The sequence below is a fragment of the Soehngenia saccharolytica DSM 12858 genome (assembly GCF_059568515.1).
This window is the reverse complement of sequence record NZ_JCANTN010000004.1, coordinates 78,056-99,732: the sequence shown is the minus strand read 5'-3', so window position 1 is coordinate 99,732 and position 21,677 is coordinate 78,056. Positions and strand designations below refer to the sequence as shown.

20 protein-coding genes are annotated in these 21,677 nt (G+C 34.9%); 3 read left to right on the top strand and 17 right to left on the bottom strand.

The genetic code is table 11. The features are described 5' to 3' along the window. Positions 1 to 312 precede the first annotated feature (312 nt). On the bottom strand, positions 313 to 666 hold the full coding sequence (locus BO51_RS02245) for a phage holin family protein (RefSeq protein ID WP_496483550.1): 354 nt from the start codon (positions 664 to 666) through the stop codon (positions 313 to 315). 126 nt (positions 667 to 792) lie between these two features. Between BO51_RS02245 and BO51_RS02240 the strand changes: the two genes are divergently transcribed. Next, complete coding sequence (locus BO51_RS02240; protein ID WP_496483548.1) at positions 793 to 978, top strand: DUF1858 domain-containing protein; 186 nt, start codon at positions 793 to 795, stop codon at positions 976 to 978. A gap of 30 nt (positions 979 to 1,008) precedes the next feature. Here BO51_RS02240 and BO51_RS02235 read toward each other — a convergent pair whose 3' ends face one another. The 5 genes from BO51_RS02235 to metG form a co-directional block, all read right to left on the bottom strand. Next, positions 1,009 to 1,239 carry a glutaredoxin family protein gene (locus BO51_RS02235; protein ID WP_496483546.1) on the bottom strand — a complete coding sequence of 77 codons (231 nt, stop codon included), beginning with the start codon at positions 1,237 to 1,239 and terminating at the stop codon, positions 1,009 to 1,011. Positions 1,240 to 1,303: 64 nt separating this feature from the next. After that, positions 1,304 to 2,200: a 16S rRNA (adenine(1518)-N(6)/adenine(1519)-N(6))-dimethyltransferase RsmA gene (gene rsmA, locus BO51_RS02230; RefSeq protein WP_496483544.1), complete on the bottom strand. Its 897-nt coding sequence runs from the start codon at positions 2,198 to 2,200 to the stop codon at positions 1,304 to 1,306. Then, positions 2,190 to 2,735 (bottom strand): ribonuclease M5, encoded by a 546-nt coding sequence (gene rnmV / locus BO51_RS02225; protein WP_496483542.1) that lies wholly within the window; start codon positions 2,733 to 2,735, stop codon positions 2,190 to 2,192. Before rnmV ends, rsmA begins: the two co-directional genes overlap by 11 nt. Next, complete coding sequence (locus BO51_RS02220) at positions 2,728 to 3,513, bottom strand: TatD family hydrolase (RefSeq protein ID WP_496483540.1); 786 nt, start codon at positions 3,511 to 3,513, stop codon at positions 2,728 to 2,730. The genes rnmV and BO51_RS02220 overlap by 8 nt, the downstream gene beginning before the upstream one ends. A 16-nt stretch (positions 3,514 to 3,529) precedes the next feature. Further along, positions 3,530 to 5,515 carry a methionine--tRNA ligase gene (metG, locus tag BO51_RS02215; protein WP_496483538.1) on the bottom strand — a complete coding sequence of 662 codons (1,986 nt, stop codon included), beginning with the start codon at positions 5,513 to 5,515 and terminating at the stop codon, positions 3,530 to 3,532. Positions 5,516 to 5,773: 258 nt separating this feature from the next. Between metG and BO51_RS02210 the strand changes: the two genes are divergently transcribed. Then, entirely contained in the window at positions 5,774 to 6,799 is a 1,026-nt protein-coding gene (locus BO51_RS02210) for a resuscitation-promoting factor (RefSeq protein ID WP_496483536.1), read from the top strand. Positions 6,800 to 6,826: 27 nt separating this feature from the next. Here BO51_RS02210 and pulA read toward each other — a convergent pair whose 3' ends face one another. The 8 genes from pulA to BO51_RS02170 are packed head-to-tail and all read right to left on the bottom strand — an operon-like array spanning position 6,827 to position 19,473. Beyond that, complete coding sequence (gene pulA, locus BO51_RS02205; protein ID WP_496483558.1) at positions 6,827 to 8,731, bottom strand: type I pullulanase; 1,905 nt, start codon at positions 8,729 to 8,731, stop codon at positions 6,827 to 6,829. Positions 8,732 to 8,759: 28 nt separating this feature from the next. Then, entirely contained in the window at positions 8,760 to 10,982 is a 2,223-nt protein-coding gene (locus BO51_RS02200) for a glycogen/starch/alpha-glucan phosphorylase (protein ID WP_496483534.1), read from the bottom strand. A gap of 11 nt (positions 10,983 to 10,993) precedes the next feature. Beyond that, on the bottom strand, positions 10,994 to 12,424 hold the full coding sequence (gene glgA / locus BO51_RS02195) for a glycogen synthase GlgA (RefSeq protein ID WP_496483533.1): 1,431 nt from the start codon (positions 12,422 to 12,424) through the stop codon (positions 10,994 to 10,996). 6 nt (positions 12,425 to 12,430) lie between these two features. Next, positions 12,431 to 13,555 carry a glucose-1-phosphate adenylyltransferase subunit GlgD gene (gene glgD / locus BO51_RS02190; RefSeq protein WP_496483531.1) on the bottom strand — a complete coding sequence of 375 codons (1,125 nt, stop codon included), beginning with the start codon at positions 13,553 to 13,555 and terminating at the stop codon, positions 12,431 to 12,433. A 12-nt stretch (positions 13,556 to 13,567) separates the two neighbouring features. After that, positions 13,568 to 14,704 carry a glucose-1-phosphate adenylyltransferase gene (locus tag BO51_RS02185; protein ID WP_496483529.1) on the bottom strand — a complete coding sequence of 379 codons (1,137 nt, stop codon included), beginning with the start codon at positions 14,702 to 14,704 and terminating at the stop codon, positions 13,568 to 13,570. 10 nt (positions 14,705 to 14,714) lie between these two features. Next, positions 14,715 to 16,613 (bottom strand): 1,4-alpha-glucan branching protein GlgB, encoded by a 1,899-nt coding sequence (glgB, locus tag BO51_RS02180; protein WP_496483527.1) that lies wholly within the window; start codon positions 16,611 to 16,613, stop codon positions 14,715 to 14,717. A gap of 29 nt (positions 16,614 to 16,642) precedes the next feature. Beyond that, the gene (locus BO51_RS02175; RefSeq protein WP_496483525.1) at positions 16,643 to 18,478 is read right to left on the bottom strand and encodes an ATP-binding protein; all 1,836 of its coding nucleotides are present in this window, start codon (positions 18,476 to 18,478) and stop codon (positions 16,643 to 16,645) included. Between the two features lie 11 nt (positions 18,479 to 18,489). Beyond that, positions 18,490 to 19,473 (bottom strand): DNA double-strand break repair nuclease NurA, encoded by a 984-nt coding sequence (locus BO51_RS02170; protein ID WP_496483523.1) that lies wholly within the window; start codon positions 19,471 to 19,473, stop codon positions 18,490 to 18,492. Positions 19,474 to 19,578: 105 nt separating this feature from the next. On the opposite strand from BO51_RS02170, the gene BO51_RS02165 reads away from it, so the two are divergent. Then, positions 19,579 to 19,821, top strand: a complete 243-nt coding sequence (locus BO51_RS02165; protein ID WP_496483521.1) for an AbrB/MazE/SpoVT family DNA-binding domain-containing protein — start codon at positions 19,579 to 19,581, stop codon at positions 19,819 to 19,821. A gap of 34 nt (positions 19,822 to 19,855) precedes the next feature. Here BO51_RS02165 and rsmI read toward each other — a convergent pair whose 3' ends face one another. Genes rsmI through fdxA form a run of 3 tightly spaced genes read right to left on the bottom strand, consistent with a single transcriptional unit; the run spans position 19,856 to position 21,622 of the window. Continuing rightward, a complete protein-coding gene (gene rsmI / locus BO51_RS02160; protein ID WP_496483519.1) occupies positions 19,856 to 20,671 on the bottom strand; it encodes a 16S rRNA (cytidine(1402)-2'-O)-methyltransferase in 816 nt (271 codons plus the stop codon). A gap of 9 nt (positions 20,672 to 20,680) precedes the next feature. Next, positions 20,681 to 21,400, bottom strand: a complete 720-nt coding sequence (locus BO51_RS02155; RefSeq protein ID WP_496483517.1) for a tRNA1(Val) (adenine(37)-N6)-methyltransferase — start codon at positions 21,398 to 21,400, stop codon at positions 20,681 to 20,683. Positions 21,401 to 21,454: 54 nt separating this feature from the next. Further along, entirely contained in the window at positions 21,455 to 21,622 is a 168-nt protein-coding gene (fdxA, locus tag BO51_RS02150) for a 4Fe-4S ferredoxin (RefSeq protein ID WP_496483515.1), read from the bottom strand. Positions 21,623 to 21,677: the final 55 nt, after the last annotated feature.

Below are 21,677 nucleotides of genomic sequence, written 5' to 3'. Positions count from 1 at the left end.
AGGCTCTTTTGCAAGGGTTTATTTTCTTGTGCCTATTTTTATTGATAGGGTTTTGATTTCTAGTATTTGAGAGCTTATACTGTGAAGAACTATTTATACCTATTGATAGGGAATAGATTTTTCTAGTGAAATCTTCAAGGCGTAAACATCGTGTCTTAGAGATTTTTATAGGTAAAACATCTCTTAAAATGAATTAAAAGCCTTTTTCCAATAAAACAGTGTAAATATATTTTCAAATTCTAATAGTGACATTTTCATTGAATAAAACTTTATACTTTTACATGACATTTTCACTGACTATTGACATATATTTTATACTCTTCTTCCAGGGAGCAGCGCATCTACTATGCCTAAAACCAAGGCGCCTATAATTGCTCCCAGTATTGTGATATTGTAACCGTCGACAAAGTATCTGGTCAAGTATAAAACTAGAGCCGTCACAATAAAACCTATAGCCCCTGCTCCAAATGGAGAAGCGTTAACCCCTACTACCTTTACAGCTACCCAATTTAGCACTCCTATTACTATTGCCGCAAGAATCAAAGTCCCAATCCCAGATGTGCTAAAACCGGGTGTGAAAAATGCTGTTATCCCTAAAACAACAGCTGAAACTATTATCTTAACGATCAAATCTAAAATCCCTGAATTATTTTTTGAATCACTCATGATATCGCCTCCTATGTATATTATTCCCAAAAATTGATTTTTGAAACAATTACAATTTAAAAAAACACTAGCCAAAATTTAATTTATATGCTAGTATTATAGTATGAATTAAAGGGGGTTTTGAATATGGAAATTAAAAAAGATATGCTAATCGGCGAAGTTATCAGGAAAAAACCTGAAGCAATAGAAATACTTCTTAGACATGGAATGGGCTGTGTAGGATGCCCTTCAAGCCAAATGGAAAGCCTTGAAGAAGCAGCTATGGTTCATGGTCTTGATTTAAACAGCCTTATGAAAGATCTAAACGCATAAAAAATAGGGTAGATAATCTACCCTATTTTTTTATGCTCCCAAAAGAGCATCTATTTTGTCTTTGTCAAATCCAACTATTTCTTCGCCATCAATTAAAATGACTGGTACACCCATATGTCCCATTGCCATTAATTCTTTTCTTGCTTCATTGTCAGTTGAGACATTTTTTTCAACATAATCTACACCTTTTTCTTTTAGATGATTTTTTGCCATGGTGCAGTATGGGCAAGTGCTGCTTGTATATACTACGACATTTTTCATAGTTATCCCCTCCAATTATTTAATATATCTGTTACATTTATTATACCCCCATAGGGTATTGTTGTCAATACAGTCTTTTTTTACCCAATAATCCTACTTTTAAACTCATGTCCCATATTTTAGTTAAATTTATATATTCTTCTATCGTCAAATCCTCTGCTCTTCTATTTTCGTCTATGTCTGCTATATATAGAATTTCCTTGATGCTTTGTTTGTCCTTGTCAATACCCTCATAGCTCGATAGAGCGTTTATAATGGTCTTTCTCCTCTTTGAAAAAGCAGCTTTTACTATTCTAAAAAAAAGTTCTTTATCCACATCATATGATTTGTTCAACTCCATTTTTACAACAGCGCTGTCAACTTTGGGCTTGGGCATAAAAACTGTGTTTGGCACTTTAAATTCAATTTTCGGTTCAGAGTAAAATCTGACAAAGACAGACAACGAGCTGTAGTCTTTTGCCCCTGCTTGCGCAGTCATTCTCATTGCCACTTCCCTCTGTACCATCACTGTTATTGAATCGATTGGAAGATCATTTTCAAATAGCTTTTCCAATATGGGTGTGGTCACATAATATGGAAGATTTGCAACTACTGAAATTCGCTCACCGTTGAATTCTCTTTCAATAATCTCTTTTAAGTCGAGCTTTAAACAATCGCCATATATCACATTTACATTTTCAAAATCTCTTAGAGTTTCTTCAAGTATAGGCTTTAATCTCTCGTCCAATTCTATTGCAACTACCTTTTTGGCATTCATAGCTAATTCCTCAGTAAGCGTGCCTATTCCCGGGCCTATCTCAAGTACGTTTGTATTTTCATCCACTCCCGCTGCATCGCAAATTTTTCTTACTATATTCCCATCAATTAGAAAGTTTTGACCAAGCGCTTTGGAAAAATTAAACCCATGTTGTTCGAGAATATCTCTTATTTGATTTGGTGAATAAAGTCTTTTATCGTGCATTGTTATCTATCCTTTTTAAAGCGTCTATGAATTCTTCTTTAGTTACTCCAAAGGCGTTTAGTCTTTCAAGAAAAGTCTTTGAATTTGCATAGCCTATGCCTAATATGTTCCCCAACTGTTCTCTCCTATATTTTGCGCCATTTCCATTTGCGAGGTTATTTGCTATCATATCTTTCACTGTAAATATCTCTTCTTTTTCTATCATCGTAGGTCTTACTTTGCTTATAGCCTCTATGATATCTTCTTTATTCGCATTTTCTATTCCGATATCTCCATCTTTAAGAGCTTTCTCTTGAGATAAAAATGCATGTTTTGCATTTGGAAACAATTTCTTTAATTCCCGTCTTATTTTTTCTCCTTGGTAGTCGGGATCTGTAAAAATGATTATTCCTCTTTCTCTGTCGATCTTCTTTAATATGTTGATGAATTTCTTGCCGTATGCAAAGCCATTGGTAGCAATACATTCGCATTCAATTGCTGATTTAACTTTAGCTATGTCATCTTTTCCTTCTACGACGATGACTTCTTTAATCATTTGCATCACCAGTCGCTATGCCAAAGAGCTTCTTTGCATTTGCGCTCGTGCTGTATGCTATTTCTTCTAAATCGATCTCTTTAATTTTAGCAATTTCTTCTGCGGTGTATTTAATGTACTTCGGTTCATTCCTTTTGCCTCTAAAAGGTTCTGGCGCTAAATAGGGACAGTCTGTTTCAATCAGCAGATTTTCTAGTGGTATAAATTGGGCTACCTCTTTTGTGACTCTAGCATTTTTAAATGTGACAACTCCTCCGATTGCAATGTAAAAGCCAAGTTTTATATATTCTTTAGCAATTTCTACACTACTAGAAAAGCAGTGCATGACTCCTCTTAAATTTGAGCTTTTCTCTGATTTTATTATATCCAAGGTGTCCTTAACCGCTTCTCTAGAGTGAATGACTATTGGCAAATCAAGCTTTTTTGCCAATCTAATCTGCTCTATGAAATATTCTTTTTGTAGATTTTTAGGTGAGTTCTCATAGTAATAATCCAAGCCTATCTCACCAATGGCGACAGCTTTGTCTTGTCTGGCTAAATTCTCTATCTCGTCCAATCCAACTCCAACAAGTTCACTGACTGAATGAGGGTGAACTCCAACAGCGGCGTATATGTTTTCATGTGTTTTAGCGAGGTTCATAGTGCTTATGCTAGAAGCAATATCAGCCCCTATATTTACCACTAAATCAATTTCATTGGCTTTTAAGTTTTTTATGACTAAATCTCTATCGCTGTCAAATCTCTCATCATCTAAATGTGTGTGACTATCAATAAACATCTATTTCTTCTCCCTATTAAGATATGGTTGCACCATCTTCAATTTCATCTAATGTTGACAGCAAAGTTAAGTTTCCGTTTTCGTCTTCGGCAGCTAGTATCATGCCTCTTGATTCTATGCCTCTTAATTTAACTGGCTTTAAATTTGCTACTACTATGACTTTCTTTCCAATTAGATCCTCAGGTTTATAATATTCCTTTATACCTGATACGACAGTTCTTGTTTCATCCCCGATTTTCAAAGTAAGCACTAACAATTTGTCGGCCTTTGGGTGGTTTGTGCAATCTATTACTTTTGCTACCTTTAGTTTTACTTTTGCAAAATCGTCTATTGTAATAAGTTCTTCTTTCTCTTCTAATTCTTTGGTTTCTTTGACTTCTTTATTTTCTTCCAATTTCTTCTTCTCCTTTAATTCTCTTCTTTTTTCTATTAGATCAGAGTTGGCTTTTTCAAGCTTTACTAATTCTTTTTCAATATCCAATCTAGGGAACATGATATCTTTTTTGTTCACCCTTAGATTCGATTCCAGTTTTCCCCATTCTCCTGCATCTTCCCATGATAAGCTTTCGGTTACTCCAAGTTGATCCAACATGTTTTTTGATGTATTTGTCATAAATGGGTTCAAGAGTACTGCGACAATTCTTAAGCTTTCAGCTAAATTGTACAGCACAGTGTCTAGTCTGTCTTTTTTATTCTCCTTTGCCAATATCCAAGGCATTGTTTCATCTACATATTTATTTGTCCTTCTGATGAGCTTCCATATCTCTTCGAGAGCATATGAGAAATTAAATTCTTGCATGTACTCATCTACTTTTTTATGCGTTGCGCTCGCCATGTCCTTAAGTTCTTTGTCTATGCCCTCTTCAAGTACAGGCTTTGGTATTAGAGAATCATTGTATTTTTCAATCATCGTGATCGTTCTGCTGACTAGATTTCCCAAATCATTTGCAAGGTCTGAATTTAGTCTTTGCAGGAACTTTTCTCTTGAAAAAGATCCATCTTGTCCAAACGAAAATTCTCTTAGTAGGAAATATTTAAACGCATCTACTCCATAAAGTTCTATGATAGGCTCTGGGTAAATGACATTTCCTTTGGATTTTGACATCTTGTCGTCATCAAATAGTATCCAGCCATGCCCGAATACTTTTTTAGGAAGCGGCAAATCCAATGCCATGAGCAAAGCAGGCCAAATAATAGTATGGAATCTCACTATTTCTTTTCCGACTAAATGAACATCTGCAGGCCAGAATTTTTGAAAGTTCTCATCATCCTCTGTTTCGTATCCCAAAGCTGTGAGATAGCAAGATAATGCATCTATCCATACGTATATTACATGTTTTTCGTCAAAAGGTACTTTTATTCCCCAGTCAAATGTGCTTCTAGATACGCTTAAGTCTTCGAGTCCATCTTTGAGAAAATTATTTATCATTTCATTTTTCCTTGATTCAGGTTGAATGAAATCTGGGTTTTCCTCATAGAATTTTAAAAGTTTATCTCTGTATTTTGAGAGCCTGAAAAAGTAGGTTTCCTCTCTTTCTATGTGAGTTTCCCTCCCACAGTCAGGACATTTGTTGCCATCCACCAATTGGCTCTTTGACCAGAAAGACTCGCACGGAGTACAATAGTAGCCTTCGTAAAACGATTTGTATATTTCATCTTTTTCATACAGTTTTGTGAAGATTTTCTGTACAGTTTTTTCGTGGTCGGGATCAGTAGATCTCCTGAAAAAATCGTAGTCAATCTCAAGTGTCTCCCAGAGTTTCTTTATGTCTTCCACTATGCCATCTACATATTCTTTAGGTGTAACTCCATTTTCTTTAGCTTTTTCTTGGATTTTTTGACCATGTTCATCAGTGCCCGTAGTAAAAAACACATCAAATCCTTTTAATTTCTTGTATTTTTTTATAGTATCTGCAGCAATAGTAGTGTAAGTATGCCCTATGTGAAGATTGTCGCTCGGATAATAAATCGGTGTAGTGAGATAATATTTATTCATTTCCATCTTCCTTCCCTTAGCCTTAATAAAAAAACCTTCTCTCTCAATGGAGACGAAGGATTCGCCATCGTATTAATATCTATATTATAGCTAATCTATGAGCTTTGTCAAGATAATGAACAGTCGTATTTTTTAGAATATTACGTCTATTTACTCAAAAATTTGACAAGTTTTGAATAATCGTTTAGAATACTAAAATAGTCTAAAAAGTTACAAAAGGGTTACAAAGTTTAATCTTTTTGTAATAAAATTAAGGAGGAAAGTATGGACAGATTAAAAACTGATTCATTCAGTAAAATCACAGTCCTCGTACTCTTAGCTATAGCAATGTTGCTGTCTTTGGGAATGACATTTTTACAAAAAAGCGATGTCACTTTAAATGTAGATGGTGAAGTTAAAACTTTAACCACTTACTCACAGACGGTAAAAGAGTTAATTGATGAAGAGGGAATTGTTGTTGAAGAAGGTGCTTATGTAAGTCCTTCACTAGACACAGAGCTTGAAAACAACTTAGAGATTATCATAAAAAATCCAAAAGATTACACTATTAAAGTAGATGGTAAGAGCATAAAAATAACCACCATCGAAACAATTACTAAAGACATTTTAAGAGAAGCTGATATAAAATTAAATTCGCAGGATGAGACTGACCCTGCATTAAATGCTGCTGTAACTGACAATGGAGAGATTGAAGTTTACAGAGTAGAAGAAAAAATCATAACCACAGATACAAAATTACCTTTTGAAAAACAAGTTATTTCTAATTCTAAAATGGAGATAGGAACTCTAAAAACGCTTCAAAAGGGAAAAGAAGGTTTGAAGAGAACTCAAGTAAAGGAAAAATATGTAAATGGTATCCTCGTATCGAGCGTAGTCTTAAGTGATAAGATCATCGAAGAACCAGTGACTCAAGTCGTTGAAAAAGGAACGAAAAATGTCATTACTACATCACGTGGCAGCACAAGATTTAAAAAGTCAATTATCATGACTGCCACAGCATATGATAATTCATATGCAAGTACAGGAAAATATCCTGGTCAAGCCGGTTACGGTTTAACTGCTACAGGCACTTATGCTCGTCCTGGAACAGTTGCTGTAGATCCAAGAGTAATCCCTCTAGGCACAAGGCTCTACATAGAGTCACTCGATGGATCTAAAGATTATGGATTTGCTATAGCTGAAGATGTAGGAGGAGCCATTAAAGGCAACAAAATAGATTTATTCTTTAAAACATCTTGGGAAGTTAAAAATTTTGGCAGAAGACAAGTGAAAGTTTACATTCTAGAGTAAAAATTCGGGATCAGTCCCGAATTTTTTTTATCTAATTGTTTTTACTTTATATGCATATGTTGAAATTGCCTGTGTTTGTACTCCATTAGCGTGATTTAGATTTGTGTTGTTTCTTACAATTCCGTGTTCATCAAATATGAGATCAACAGTCATGTCTTTAAATTCGTCTTTGTATTTTTCAACGATGTGTTTTTTTAGGATTTGATAAGTGAGCAAACACGGAGTTGAATTTGCATTGTGAACAACTAGAATGTAATTCCCATTTTCTTTGATTGTGTAAGCTATTGTTGGACAATACTCGACATGGTCGAAAAACTTTAATCTATCCCTTATCTCTTCTCCATTGTCTAGTCTAAATGCTGAATGAGATTTTCTAAACTCAATCAAGTCCTTTATATAATTGAATACATCTATGTTCTTTTCTTTAAGCGACCAGTCTACCGCATTGATGCTCAAAGGAGCATTGTAAGTGTTGTGATGCCCATTCTTTGACCTTAGAAACTCGTTTCCCGAATGTATAAAAGGTATGCCTTGAGATAAAAACAATATCGAATGTATGAATTTATTATACTTTTTAATTTCCGCCTCAGTCTTTTGAGGAAAAACTTTCAATAATTTATCCTGTAAAATTAAATTGTCATGTGAATTTACGTAGTTAATGGTTTCACGAGCTTTTTGAGTAAAGCCAATTCTCGCTTCATCGTAAAAAATACTGCCCGCTATCCCAGTTTCCGCATTTCTTTTTTCATCTAGATTCCCTTGTGCAAATCCCAATGAATATCCGTCATTATCTCCTTTTATAGCATTTCTGAAGTTGTCATTGAACAAAGCAAAAGATGCCTTTGATTGAGTACCTTTAGATGTCGTCTTATTTGAAGGCAGTGGTGTTCTATCAGCCATCCAAGGTTCCCCGTATATCAGGATATCTGGTTTTAATTCTCTCAATTCTTTTACTGCCAACTCGATCGTGTCGATATCGATTAGTGCCATTAGATCGAATCTAAATCCATCCACTCTAAACTCATTTACCCAGTATTTTAGGCTGTCGATGATGAATTTTCTAGCCATAGGCTTTTGTGAATCAAATTCGTTTCCACAACCTGATCCATTTGAAAAACTTCCATCAGGCCATTGCCTAAAGTAATAGTTTGTAGCCAGCACATTAAAATTTGAGGTCTTTCCTCTAAAAGTATGGTTGTATACAACATCTAAAACAACTTTGATTCCTCTCTTGTGGAATGCCATGACGGCTTCTTTGAATTCATAAATCCTTTTTTTAGGTTCTTCTGGATAAAGTGTGAGACTTCCCTCAATTGTATTGTATAGCTCTGGATCATATCCCCAATTGTAGTTGTCATCGTCAAATGTAAACTCTCTGTCCTCTTTTACTGTGAGATAATCAAAGACCGGCATTAAATGAACATGGGTTATTCCAAGCTCAGATAGGTGATCTAGCCCTGTTTTATAGCCGTTGTAGCTTGTGTTGTTTTCTGTCATGCCTAATAAAGAAGCTTTGTTCTTTATGTTTGATGTTGAATGAGATGTAAAATCTTTAACATGAAGTTCATATATTATTGAGTCTGTGGGATTGATGATCGGAGGCTCTGGATGTTCTAAAAAGCCTTCTGGATTCGTCTTTGATAAATCTATCACACACGATCTATTTGAATTGATGCTTGAAGCTACCGAATAAGGGTCTGTCACTTCAAATTCATTTTCAACTATATAAGTGTAAAAGTATTCATCTAAATCACCCGAAACCTCTACTTCAAATACACCATCATTGTCCTTTCTCATGTTGTACTCTTTACTCTCTAAGCTAAGCGCATCTTTAAAAAGCCTCAGCTTAACATTGTTTTTATCGGGAGCAAAAGTCCTAAAAATAGTCCTTTCAGTGGTGTATATTGCTCCTAATTCTTTATTAGAAATCATTTCCAAACTATGTTACCCCTTCCGTTTTTTAAAATAAATAATCGAATTGGCTCTTTACCACTGAATCAGAAGAATATTCCTTGATCAAAGCTATGTTCGAAATGGCCCTTTTATGCCAAATATCTTTATTTAAGAAATCTTTATCTATATTTTCTCTCACTTTTTTATAATCTTCAAAGTCCTTTAAAACTAGATTTATATCATTAAATTTAATCAATAAATCAAATAACTCTTTAAATTCATCTGGCAAAAAAAGTCCATACGCTCCATTTAACGCGTCTATGCTCTTTCTTAAAGTGGCATTTTTATAGTACAATTCCTGTGAGTTGTAATTTTTATTTTCATATATCTCCTGTATTTCTTTTTCTTCAGATCCAAAAAGATATACGCCGTCTTTTGCATAACTTAAGAAATTTAAATTATATTTGTTTTTAGATCCCATTGCAAGGCTTCCATTTACCATGCTTATGAGTTTAAAAGCATTCACTTTTTCTTTAGTCGGTGTTGCAAGGGATTCTGCTAAATCGATTGCCGAATATATATTGCCTAAACGATCTAACGCGGCATCATCAAGGAAAAACAATCTCAGCTTATCTTTGATAGTCATGTCTTTGTTTATTTTTTGTGATAATTTGAATATCAGTTTAATAATGAGTTTCCCAATTTTATCGTTTGAATCAGCTTTCCCCGCAATAAAGAAAACCTTTGGCAGAATATCTATGTTAGGATTGTCAATTAGCCTTAAATACTCATATATGATGTATAAAGTCTCTAACAATTGCCTGTTTTTATCGTCTATTTGAATGATGTGGGCATCATATAGATGATAAGGATTTATCTTGACCCTATATTGATTGAATATTTCTTGCGCTAATCTAATTTTATGTCTTTGCTTTATTTTCTTAATTTCTTCAACAAAACTAACATCATTGACTAAATCTAAAATGCCGTCTATTTTTTTAATGTCTTTAGATAAATCCTCGGATGTTGCGGTTTTTAAAAAATCAAACAACTCAGGATTCCCATATTCTAAATACTTTCTATGTGATATCGCAATTAAAGGATTTATGGTGTCCACCTTGGTGTTTGTGGCTTTTGCCAAGTTGATAAGCCTTACCTCTCCGTCCCATAGAATTGATTCTTCTTTTATTTCCCCAGTTGGATTGTCGGCAGTGATTTTTTTAATATATCTATGATGGATCTCATCTAAAATCATCCAGACTCTAGGAAGGACTTTCATCAAGAGATTACCTTCCGTCTGTAAATAGTCTTCTTTCAATCTGATGTATGTGAAAGTATTTTGCGTTAGCTCCCACGCTTCATCCCACTCCAAATTGTATTCATCCAGCAATATTCTCATAAATTCTGGCAATGCTATCAACAAATTCGAATCTGCTAGCAAGATTCTAAAATATGATGAAAATTTTCTGATGTCCTCGTTTGTTTCCAAATATTCTCTGATTGCATCTTTCAAACTAGATGATACCAAAATATACCTTTGTACTAATTTTTTCTCTCTATCTGACTGGGTTGTTGATTTAGGCAATAGTCTATTTGTGTAATTCCCATCATCAAGGAGCCTTATCTTTAAGTAAAAGTCAGTACCTTTTGATATATATGGAAGATCATAGCATCTAATATTTAGTTTGCTAGTGTTTAGCTGATTAAACCTGTATTTTCCATCTCTATATTGAGTTTCAACTTCGCCATATGTGTCAATTGAGTATTTAAATTCTTTTTTATAGAGCCAATTTTTTCCCCTGCTCCACCAGTCATCTGGCAATTCATGCTGGCCTTCCTCATCTACAAGCTGCTTAAAATAGCCATCTCTATATAATAGTCCATAGCCTATGCAGTTTATCTTTAGATTAGAAAAACTGTCCATTAAAGAATCTGTATATATTCCCATGTAGCTTTTTCCGAGTTCTATGCTCTTGTCTTCTTCCAATAGAGATTTTAGATTTACAACCTCTTTAGATAATGCATTTTGAATGTCATTTGAAATTCCCATGTAATTAATGTGTTTAGCCAGTAAATCTCCAGGCAAGTATTCAAGCGACAAAAATACATTTATCTTGTCATCGGCCATTGATTTTTCTGTCTCATATAAGTTCTTCCCTATAGTCTGCCTCAAATAGTAGCAAGTCGCTCTGTATATTTCACCAATCGATGCCTCTTCCAGTACTGTTGCTTGATGTTGATAGAGAATGTCTTGTATGTCTTGTCGTATATAATTTAAATCTTTTTGCATCCATTCACCTTCTATTGTTTTAAAAGAAATTCGTATAATTTGATGTACTCTATTGACGAATTCTCCCAGTCGTGTTTTGCTTTCATCGCTTGTATGACTAAATTCTTCCATTTATCCTTGTCTTTATACAAGCTCAGCGCTTCTTTTATCGAAAATAGAAGCTCATGTGCATTGTAATTTGCAAAACTAAAGCCAGTGCCTTCTTGTGTGTATTTATTGTATGGAATGACGGTATCCTTAAGGCCGCCTGTTTCTCTTACTACTGGAATTGTTCCGTATCTCATGGCTATGAGCTGAGATATTCCACAAGGTTCAAACAGCGATGGCATGAGAAATATATCTGAACCTGCATACACTAAATGGGATTCCTTCTGGTTGAAATATATATGCGCACTCAGTTTAGCTTCATATTTCCACGCGTACATTTTAAACATTTCTTCATACTCTCTATCACCAGTCCCCAAGACCACAAACTGAATTTCTTCTTTCAATAACTCTTCCAATATATATCTTATAAGATCAAATCCCTTTGAGCTTACAAGTCTAGATACAACCGATATTAGCGGTATGTTTTCGTCTTGCGGCAAATTGTATAGCTTCTGCAATTCTAATTTGTTTTTCTTCTTGTTTTCCAGATTGTTTATAGAATAGTTGAAAGGTATGTTCTTATCTGTTTCAGGATTATAAATTTCATAATCTATTCCATTGACAATGCCAACTAGTTTATTTTCGTGTTTTCTAATGATGCCTTGGAGATTTTCTCCATAAAAATCATATCTTATCTCTTCTGCATAAGTCTTTGATACAGTAGTCAAAGCATCGCAATATACTATCCCAGCTTTTAAAAAATTGACTTTGTCGTAAAACTCCAACCCGTCCATGTTGAAATACTCAAAGCTTAAACCCGCTATTGAAAGCACTTCTTTGTCAAAGACGCCTTGGTATTTTAAATTGTGAATTGTAAAGACTGTCTTTATGTCCTTATAATATGGATCTCCCTTTGCAAAGTCCTTGATATAAAGCGGAAGTAATCCTGTATGCCAATCATTTGCGTGCACTATGTCCGGCTTTAAATTGAGCTCTTTTAACAGCTGGCAGACTGCTTTGTTAAAAAATGTAAATCTCTCGCCATCGTCAAAATGCCCATAAAGGCCTTCTCTTTTAAAGTAATATTCGTTGTCAATAAAATACACATCTAGTTCATCATCTTCGTATCTAAAGACACCTGCGTAAATATGTCTCCATTGTAAATCGACATAGAAGTGTTTTACTTTTACCATTTTTTCTCTGTATTTATCATCAATTTGAGAATACAAAGGAAGAACTAATGATATTTTTTGTCCTTTTTTTCTAATAGCTTTAGGTAATGATCCTGCAACATCAGCCAACCCACCAGTTTTAATAAATGGCGCTGCTTCAGAGGATACATATACTATATTCATACTGCTTCAATCCCTTCCGATTATCTGATTTTTTTCAACTACATAAGGTATAGATCTTGTGCCTGCTATCCTTACTCCTTCTGTTATGATGACTTGTTTATCTAAGATTGAGTTTACAACAGAAGCATTTTCTAATATCTCCGACTTTTGCATGATGATGGAATTCCTAACTATGGCATTTTTGCCTATTCTTACACCTCTGAATATGATTGAGTTCTCGACTTTTCCCTCAATTATACATCCATTTGCAATTAATGAATTCTGAACTTGTGCACTGTCTGTGTATATAGTTGAGGGTTCGTCTTTCGTCTTTGTCAGCACAACTCCATTTTCTTGAAAAACTGCATTTGATATATTTCTTTTCAATAAATTCATATTTGCATCATAATAAGTCTTTAGATTTCTGATGTTTTCAACATGCCCTTTGAACTCGTAGCTATTTATCTTGTATTTATGTCTGTTTTTTATGATTGCTTCTTGGATGTAATCTGCATCTCCTTTTTCAATCGACTCTTTTACAAGTTTTACAAACACTTCTTTTTTGATGTATCCCATTCTCAAATACATGTTAAAGTCAATTTCCGTTCCAAGATTTAAACCTATATTTATCATATCTCCATCTTCAGAAATACTTATCTTTTCACAATTTATATAGTTTCCTAATGGATCATGTATTCTCTTGTAGAACAATGTTATGTCTGCGTCGGTTTCAAGAAAATGCTCCATCGCATCGTCTAGATCCACCTTTGCAATTATATTGGGTTCATTTATTAAAATTACCTTCTCTTTTACTTGTTCAATAAACTCTAAAGTACTAAAAAACTGTGGAATATCTCCATATCTGCTTATGGTGTAATCCTGTGTTATCGGAGGTACAATGTAAAGCCCATTTATTCTCCTGTTTAAATCCCATGGTTTGCCATCTCCAAGGTGATCCATTGTAGACCTTATCTTCTCTCCTGTATATACTGCAACAGTCCTGATGCCATGGTTGACCATATTCGATAGGCTAAAGTCTATCAGCCTATACCTGCCGCCATAAGGCAGCATATAGACAGGTCTGTGTTTGCAGAGTACTCCAAAGTTGTTTTCTATATTTGCAGTGCTTATAATCCCAAGGCTTCTTAACATTTTTCTCCCTCCTTATTCTGCTACTACCTTGTCATTTGTTACCATGTAAATCTTAAAACCATCATCCAGCCCAATTTCTTTACCGCTTTCGACTGTAACATCCTCCATTACCACTGCATTGTAAACTTTTGCGTCTTTTTTTATCACCGAATTGGACAATATTACAGAATTTTTGACGACTGCTCCCTTTTCAACTATTACATCTCCGAAGAGCACACTCTTTTCAACCGTTCCTTCAATATAGCACCCTTCGTTTATCATAGAGTTTATTACTTTAGATGATTTGTGAATATATTGAGGAGGGAGATTTCTTGTCCTAGTGTATATTCTCCAATCTCTATCATAAAGGTTTAAAGTGTTGTCAGGATTTAATAAATCCATATTAGCTTCCCAATAGCTCTTTACTGTACCAACATCTTTCCAGTACCCTTTAAATTCCCAAGTGTACATTTTTTTATTTTCTCTGAGCATAAGTGGAAGTACATTTTTGCCGAAATCATTATCTGAAGTCTTGTCTTCATTGTCTTTAATTAAATATTCTCTAAGTATTGGCCAATTGAACATATATATTCCCATACTCGCTAAATTACTCTTGGCTTTTTTTGGTTTTTCCTCAAATTCAACTATCCTATTGTCATCATCTACATTGATTATTCCAAATCTATTTGTTTCTTCCCATGGCACAGTAAGCACAGCTATAGTTACATCGGCATTTTTTTGTTTATGCGCATCTAACAAATCGTTGTAATTCATTTTATAGATATGGTCGCCAGAAAGTACAAGCACATATTCTGGGTCTAATTCATCTATGAAATTCATATTTTCATAAATTGCATTTGCAGTCCCTCTGTACCATCTGCCGCCTTTTTCCGACATGAATGGTTGGAGTATTCTTAACCCCCCTACATTTCTGTCGTAATCCCAAGCTGTTCCTATTCCTATGTGAGAGTTTAATATAAATGGTTTGTACTGAGTCAATACCCCGATGTCTTCAATCCCAGAGTTTGCTGCATTGCTAAGCGCAAAGTCGATGATCCTGTACTTGCCTCCAAATGGAACCGCAGGTTTTGCTATGTTTTTAGTGAGCTCTTTTAATCTAGTTCCCTGTCCACCTGCTAAAAGCATGGCTACAATTTTGCCTTTTTTCATATTATCCCTCCTAGATTTTTGACTCTCTTTTCTTAAGATACATTCCTCCAAGAGGAGGTAAATCAACCCTTATGCTTTGATCTCTGCCATGAAAAGACTCATTTTTTGTCTTGTAGCTCTTAACTCTCTTAGTATTGCCTCCATATCTTTGGTGATCGCTTGTTAGCAATGTTTGATAAACTCCTTCTTCAAGCACTCCAATAGGGTAGTTTTCCCTTGGCACAGGAGTAAAATTAAATATCGCAATAAGTCTTTCCCCTTTTTTATTTATTCTCTCAAATGAGATTATGCTTTCTAAATAATTTTCGTGTTCAATCCATGTAAAGCCTTCATAACTATTATCTATATCATAAAGGCAAGATTCCTCTTTATATAATTTATTCAAGTCCTGTACAAATTTTTGGAGTTTCTGGTGTTTTTCATAGCCTAACAAATGCCACTCCAAGCTCTCGTAAAATCTCCATTCTATGAATTGACCGAATTCCCCTCCCATGAACAAAAGTTTTTTCCCAGGGTGAGCATACATGTACTGATACAATAACTTTAAATTTGCAAATTTATCCTCGTAATAACCCGGCATTTTATCTATTAAAGACTTTTTCCCATGGACAACTTCGTCATGGCTTAAAGGCAAAATATAGTTTTCTGAAAATGCATACATCATGCTAAAAGTGAGGGCATTGTGATGGTCTTTTCTAAAGAGAGGGTCAAGTTCCATATATTTTAATATGTCATTCATCCAACCCATGTTCCACTTGAAATTAAATCCAAGCCCACCATCTTCAACTGGATATGTGACTTTTGGCCACGCGGTGGATTCCTCAGCAATCATCATCGTATCTGGATAGTATTTGAAAACTGTGGTGTTTAACTTCTTTATAAAGTCTATAGCTTCTAGGTTCTCTCTGCCTCCATAGATGTTTCTTAAGTTCTTCCCTCCAAAATCTAAATAGAGCATATACGCTACGGCGTCAATTCTAAGTCCATCTATGTGATAATAATCATGCCAGTAAATAGCATTGGAGATTAAAAAAGAATGGACTTCGGGCTTTGAATAGTCAAAGTTTAGAGTGCCCCATTGCTCGTTTTCTGCCTTAGCTCTATCCAACGACTCATACAAATATGTACCATCAAATCTTGCTAATCCAAAGTCATCTTTGCAAAAATGTGCTGGCACCCAATCCAATATGACTCCAATGTCATTTTTGTGACATTCATCTACAAAATACATAAAATCTTTAGGTGTTCCAAAACGGCTAGTAGGCGCGAAATATCCAGTTGTCTGATATCCCCACGAAGCATCTAGAGGATGTTCTGTTATGGGCAATAGCTCTATGTGAGTATAACCCATTTTTTTGACATAACTTACTAATTCCTTGGCAAGTTCCCTATAAGAATACACTACGCCGCCTTCTTTTTGCTTCCAAGACAGCAAATGCACTTCATATATCGAAATTGGCCTGTTGTATAGGTTTTTCCCTCTTTTCTTAAGCCACTCTCTGTCGTCCCATTTAAAGCCTTTTATATCGTATACTTTTGAGTCGGTAAGCGGTCTTGTGTCCGAGTGGAAAGCGAAAGGATCAGCTTTATACCTCACTTCACCATACTCTGTGATGATTCTATATTTATATTTGTCGTATTCTTCAACTCCCTCAACCGCTATATGCCAAAGGCCGCTGTTTTCTATTCTTTGCATTGGGAGAGAGGTTTCATTCCAATCGTTAAAATCTCCTGTCAGATATATTTCTTTAGCTCTAGGTGCCCATACTACAAATCTATATCCGTGAAAATTTCTCTTTTTGTATGGATGAGCGCCCATAAACTCATAAGCTTTATAAAAAGTGCCCTCATGAAATAAATATGCGTCTAGTTCTCCTTCTTTAGGGTAGTAGTATTTTAAATCAGTCATTTATTCGCCCTCCTTAGCTACAATTTAAATTAAAGTTTGATATATCTATACCCAAAAGGAGTAGATTCTCTTCCTATTAAATTCTTTTTATAGAGATTTTCTAACTTCTGTATTAATTCATCTTGTGCTAATGTTATCTTTTCATCTCTTTCTATTTCCATAACCGCATTTAAAAGATCCATTTCTGAAATAGGAAGTTTATTTGATATTATTCTCATGAATTTCTCATCGTCTTCATCCTTTTTTTGTCTTAATTCATCAAATGGATTTTGGGTATGAGGACTTATCGTATATGCAGCTCTTATTCTCGCAAAAATCGTGCGTCCCACCACTGCAGAAGATATAAAGACATCTCCTGTCCTTAAATAAGGCAATCTCTTGGCTTCTTCGCTCGTTATATCCGTTTCTTCTTTAATAGTGTCTATATCTGATGCACGAACAGTTCTAAAAATGAGTTTAGTGTTTAATTGAGCAGTTATTGTCTCGTCTAAAAGTGTGGGCCTTTGAGTTGCTAGAGCTAGAAAGACACCGTATTTTCTTCCTTCTTGAGAAATTTCTTTCAATATGGATTTTGAAGGGGAGTCATATCCCTTGGGTGCAAAATTATGAGCTTCATCAGTCACAACTATAAATGGCGGAAAATAAGGGGCCTCAACTCTTTTGTATTGAGCGTCTTTATATTCTCTCCTCTTATGATAGATGTTGTTTAACAAATATGTGCTATATACTTGTAAAATTCTGGTGTTGCCTTGAATTACAACCAAAAATCCATCCTTTAAATAATTCTCTATATCCCTTGAATCCTTGGAAAATATGCCTTCATTATATAGCCTTCTCAATCTCCATAGAATACCCTTTACAGAATTATAGGGACATGTCTTGTCGTATTGCATGAAGAGCTCTTTTCTTAACTCCCAAGCTTCTTTTTCATCATTGTTTTTAGCAGTTTCAATCTTTTGTTGTATCCTCTGCACAGATCCTTCCTCTTGAGCTTCCGTAAGGGCTTGTAGTCTATTGGAAAAGCTCAGATACGAGTCTTTGTTTTTAAATAACACATCTACAACATTGTTCATAGCATCTGAAAGAGGGCTTGAAGCATCCAACAGATTTTTTAAATCCCCAGCAGTTAAATCCTCAAATTTAACTCCTACATGAACTCCTACTTGCAGACATTTGAAGCTTCCATTAAAGTCTCTTTTTTCATCTTTAAAATAATCTGGGCAATCGGAAAAATCCATTTCATAGTGGGGATCTAATACAATTGTGGGAATTTCTTTTTGCATCAGCTCTTCTAATAGAACTCTAAGTCCAAAAGATTTCCCCGAGCCGGATCCGCCAAAAACTCCAATGTGTGGATAGTGGTGCATCGACTTTAAATCCATAATATATGGCAACTCTCTCTGCTTCACTAAGCCTCTCTCTTCAAAAGTATAGAGTAAATCTTTGAATTCATCTTCGCACTCATCATATAGGCTATCTGTATTTCGTATAACTCCTAAGCATAGTCCATCTTCTTTTCTGGTTCTTAGCATCAAATTCTTTATTTCACTAAATCTTGGAATTCGGACATCAGAGCCAGTTTCAACAGGGTATAGAGCTTCCTCCAGCAATCTGAGCTTCGCAACATATATCGTTTCTTCATCCACATCATAACCTAGTGCTTTCATGCTTTCTATGACAGAAGCATCCACAAAATCCCCATATACATTTAGCGGTATGTATCTGTTAAATGTCTCAGCTTCAACCACTTCCCCTATTAAATCACCCTGTCTATCTTCAACAACTAGGAATTCATTGATCCTAAAGTTTCGCTCCTTTGAGCCTACATAAAATTCTTGTTGCGTAGTTATTCCCAATACTTTCATCTTTTCACCCCTTAAAGATTTCTCTTATCTCTTTCTGACACAAATAATCTCTCGTATATGTCTCTATCTAAATACTTCTCTAATAGAGCTTTTATTAAATCATCGCTTATTTTTACCTCTTTATCCACAATGTCAAGAAACAGTGGAACTCCTCTAGAATTTTCAGGTGTTAATGTTAAGACAAGTCTTGCCATGTCAACTAGGAGATGTCTTTGTTCCTCGATTATATCTATGCCAATTACATTTGGGCTTTTTGAACTTCTCAAAAATCCCGAGCTAAAGCCGCTCTGCTCTTTTTTATTTAATTCATCGTATATGACTAGCATTTCTTTGTACTGAAGTTGGCCAAATAGTACTTCTCTATCATATATAAGTCCTTTTAAATCTTCATATCTATTTTTAATCTCTTCTCCGATGATTTTCGTCTTAATGTCTTTAATCGTGCCAAATAGTATCACATCATTTAACAGACAGTATTCTACCAACTCTTTCCAAAGCTCTTTTGCATAAATTGTATACCTTATAAGCCCTCCATCCATCACCAAAGCATAAGGCGTTTTCTTTTTCACGCTTTCAAGTGCAGTTTTAACTTCGATTTGGGCTAATCTCCAGTTTTTTTCATCTGTTTCCAATTCTACATCTTCAAGTGGATTTTCTTTTATTTCTGACAATATAGGCGTATAAATATCTGTAAGATACACATCGTCTACATCTGGATTTGTCGACTTTGCCAGCCCTTGATACAGTTCAATATAATGGGGAAAGCTTCCCCCTTTTCTATTTGTAGAGCCGTCTACCGCTATAAGTCCACCTTTTTCTTTTATTCTAGCTAGTTCTTTATCATCAAGTTTTTTAAGTGTTACTATAGTCCCAATATTTTGTTCCAAAAATAATTTCATGTCTAAGTTGTTGTTTAATATTGGTGAATATTTCTTTGCGATTTCTCCATTCAAGTCTGTAAGCTTTGTTTTTAATTCATCATTTATAGAAAGCATATCCGCACCTACTTTAATATTTTATTATGAAAAAGCATTGACTTTATTTTACAAATATGTTAATCTTATAGTAAGTAGTTATGTAAATCCACAGGAGGTGGTAATATGAAATCAACAGGCATAGTTAGAAAAGTTGATGAGCTCGGCAGAGTTGTAATTCCAATAGAGTTAAGAAGAACTTTAGACATCGATGTAAAAGATCCTATGGAAATCTTCGTAGAAGACGACAAAATAATCTTGAGAAAGTTCTCTCCTTCTTGTGTTTTCTGTAATGAAACTAAAGATGTCATCGAGTACAAAGGCAAAAATGTTTGCCCTAATTGCATTAAGGAATTATCTAAAAAATAGGGATCTAAAGCACTTAGAAATAAGTGCTTTAGTTTTATTTTTCCAAGCTTTCTTTGTAAACTTTGTTTTTTGGTAAATTGAATTCTTTCGCCACCATCTCGACTGCCTTTTTGTTTGATATTCCCTTTGCTCTTAGCTTTTCTAGCTCAGCTTTAATGTCAATTTCACTTTCAATTCTTTTATATCCTTCAACTACAACCACTATTTCACCTTTTAATGCTCTTTTCTTAATTTCTTCAAGAATTTCGCTTATAGTGCCTCTTAATGTTTCTTCATACATCTTTGTCAATTCTCTAGAAACAGAGATCAGTCTATCCCCAAATACCTCTAGCATATCTTCCAATAGCTCGACGATCCTATGAGGCGCTTCATAAAACACAATCGTCCTTTCTTCCTCTTTTATTTCTAATAGTTTTTTCTTCCTCTCATTGCTCTTCGAAGGCAAAAACCCTTCAAAGCAAAATCTATTTGTCGGAAGTCCAGACTTCACTAAAGCCAATAAAAATGCACTTGGTCCGGGCAGCACTACTACATTTATGCCTTCTTCAACGGCTAGTCTTATGAGCTCTTCTCCAGGATCGGATATCCCAGGCATGCCTGCATCTGAAATCAGGGCAATGTCTAGTCCTTCATTTAATTTATTGATTAAGTAATCGCTTTTATGTGCGATATTGTATTTATGGTAGCTCGTCATAGGTTTTTTGATTTCAAAATGGTTCAATAGCTTTATCGAATGCCTTGTGTCCTCAGCTGCAATCAAGTCTACTTTTTTCAATATATCTATTGTTCTAAATGTCATATCGCCTAAATTTCCAATAGGGGTTGGACAAATATATAGTGTTCCTGCCATAGTTATCTCCTACTTATACATTTCTAGTATTTCTTTGGTGTATTTATCTTCCTCATCGTACACACATAATTCATTTAGCACTCTCAATTCCCTGTTGCCTCCTTTTACTCCTTCTATCAGAAACAAATTTGGGTTGGAGGAAGGCTTTGGTTTTATCATTCTCATGCGCTTGGGTTCGATTTTATAGTACCTCATGAGATACATCACATCTACCATTCTATTCGGCCTGTGTATCATAAAAAACTTTCCATTTGGCTTTAATAAGTAATTAGAAATCTCAATTAGTTTTTCTAGAGATATGTGTATTTCATGCCTTGCGATTGCGTGGTTTGAGCTCTCGTTTATCAGCGCGTTTCCCAACTTCATGTACGGTGGATTTGTGATTATAGTATCGGCAAATGCTTTTGGAAATAAATCAGGCAAATTGTTTATATCCTCATTTATCAATTCTATTTTATCAGTTAAATTGTTAATCTCAATGCTCTTTTTTGCAAGTTCATAAACTTCTTTTTGTATTTCTACTCCATATATCTTCTGTATCTTAATTCTGTCTGCGATTCTCAGTGGTATAATGCCATTTCCCGTTCCCAAGTCGAAAACTATCCCTTTTGGATTCGCAAAGCTCGTGAGAATTATGGAGTCAACTCCAAAAGAAAAGTTGCTTCTGTCTTGATATATTTTATAATTGGTTCCTGGCACATAATCTATTTGTATGTTTTTATATTCCATATAACTCTCCTAATACACAAAAAGACCCAAAAGGGTCTTTTAGTTTAATAAGTACTACTCTGGTTGTGGTGCATCAACAGGGCAAACACTAGCGCAAGTCCCACAGTCAGTGCATTTTGCTGGGTCTATAACATAGATGTCGCCAGGGCTTATTGCTCCTTCTGGGCATTCTGGTTCGCATGCTCCACATGCGATGCAGTCTTCAGTAATTTTGTATGCCATTTCTTTACACCTCCAAGATGTTTTATTGTTTGACTATATTCTAACAGAAAAACAT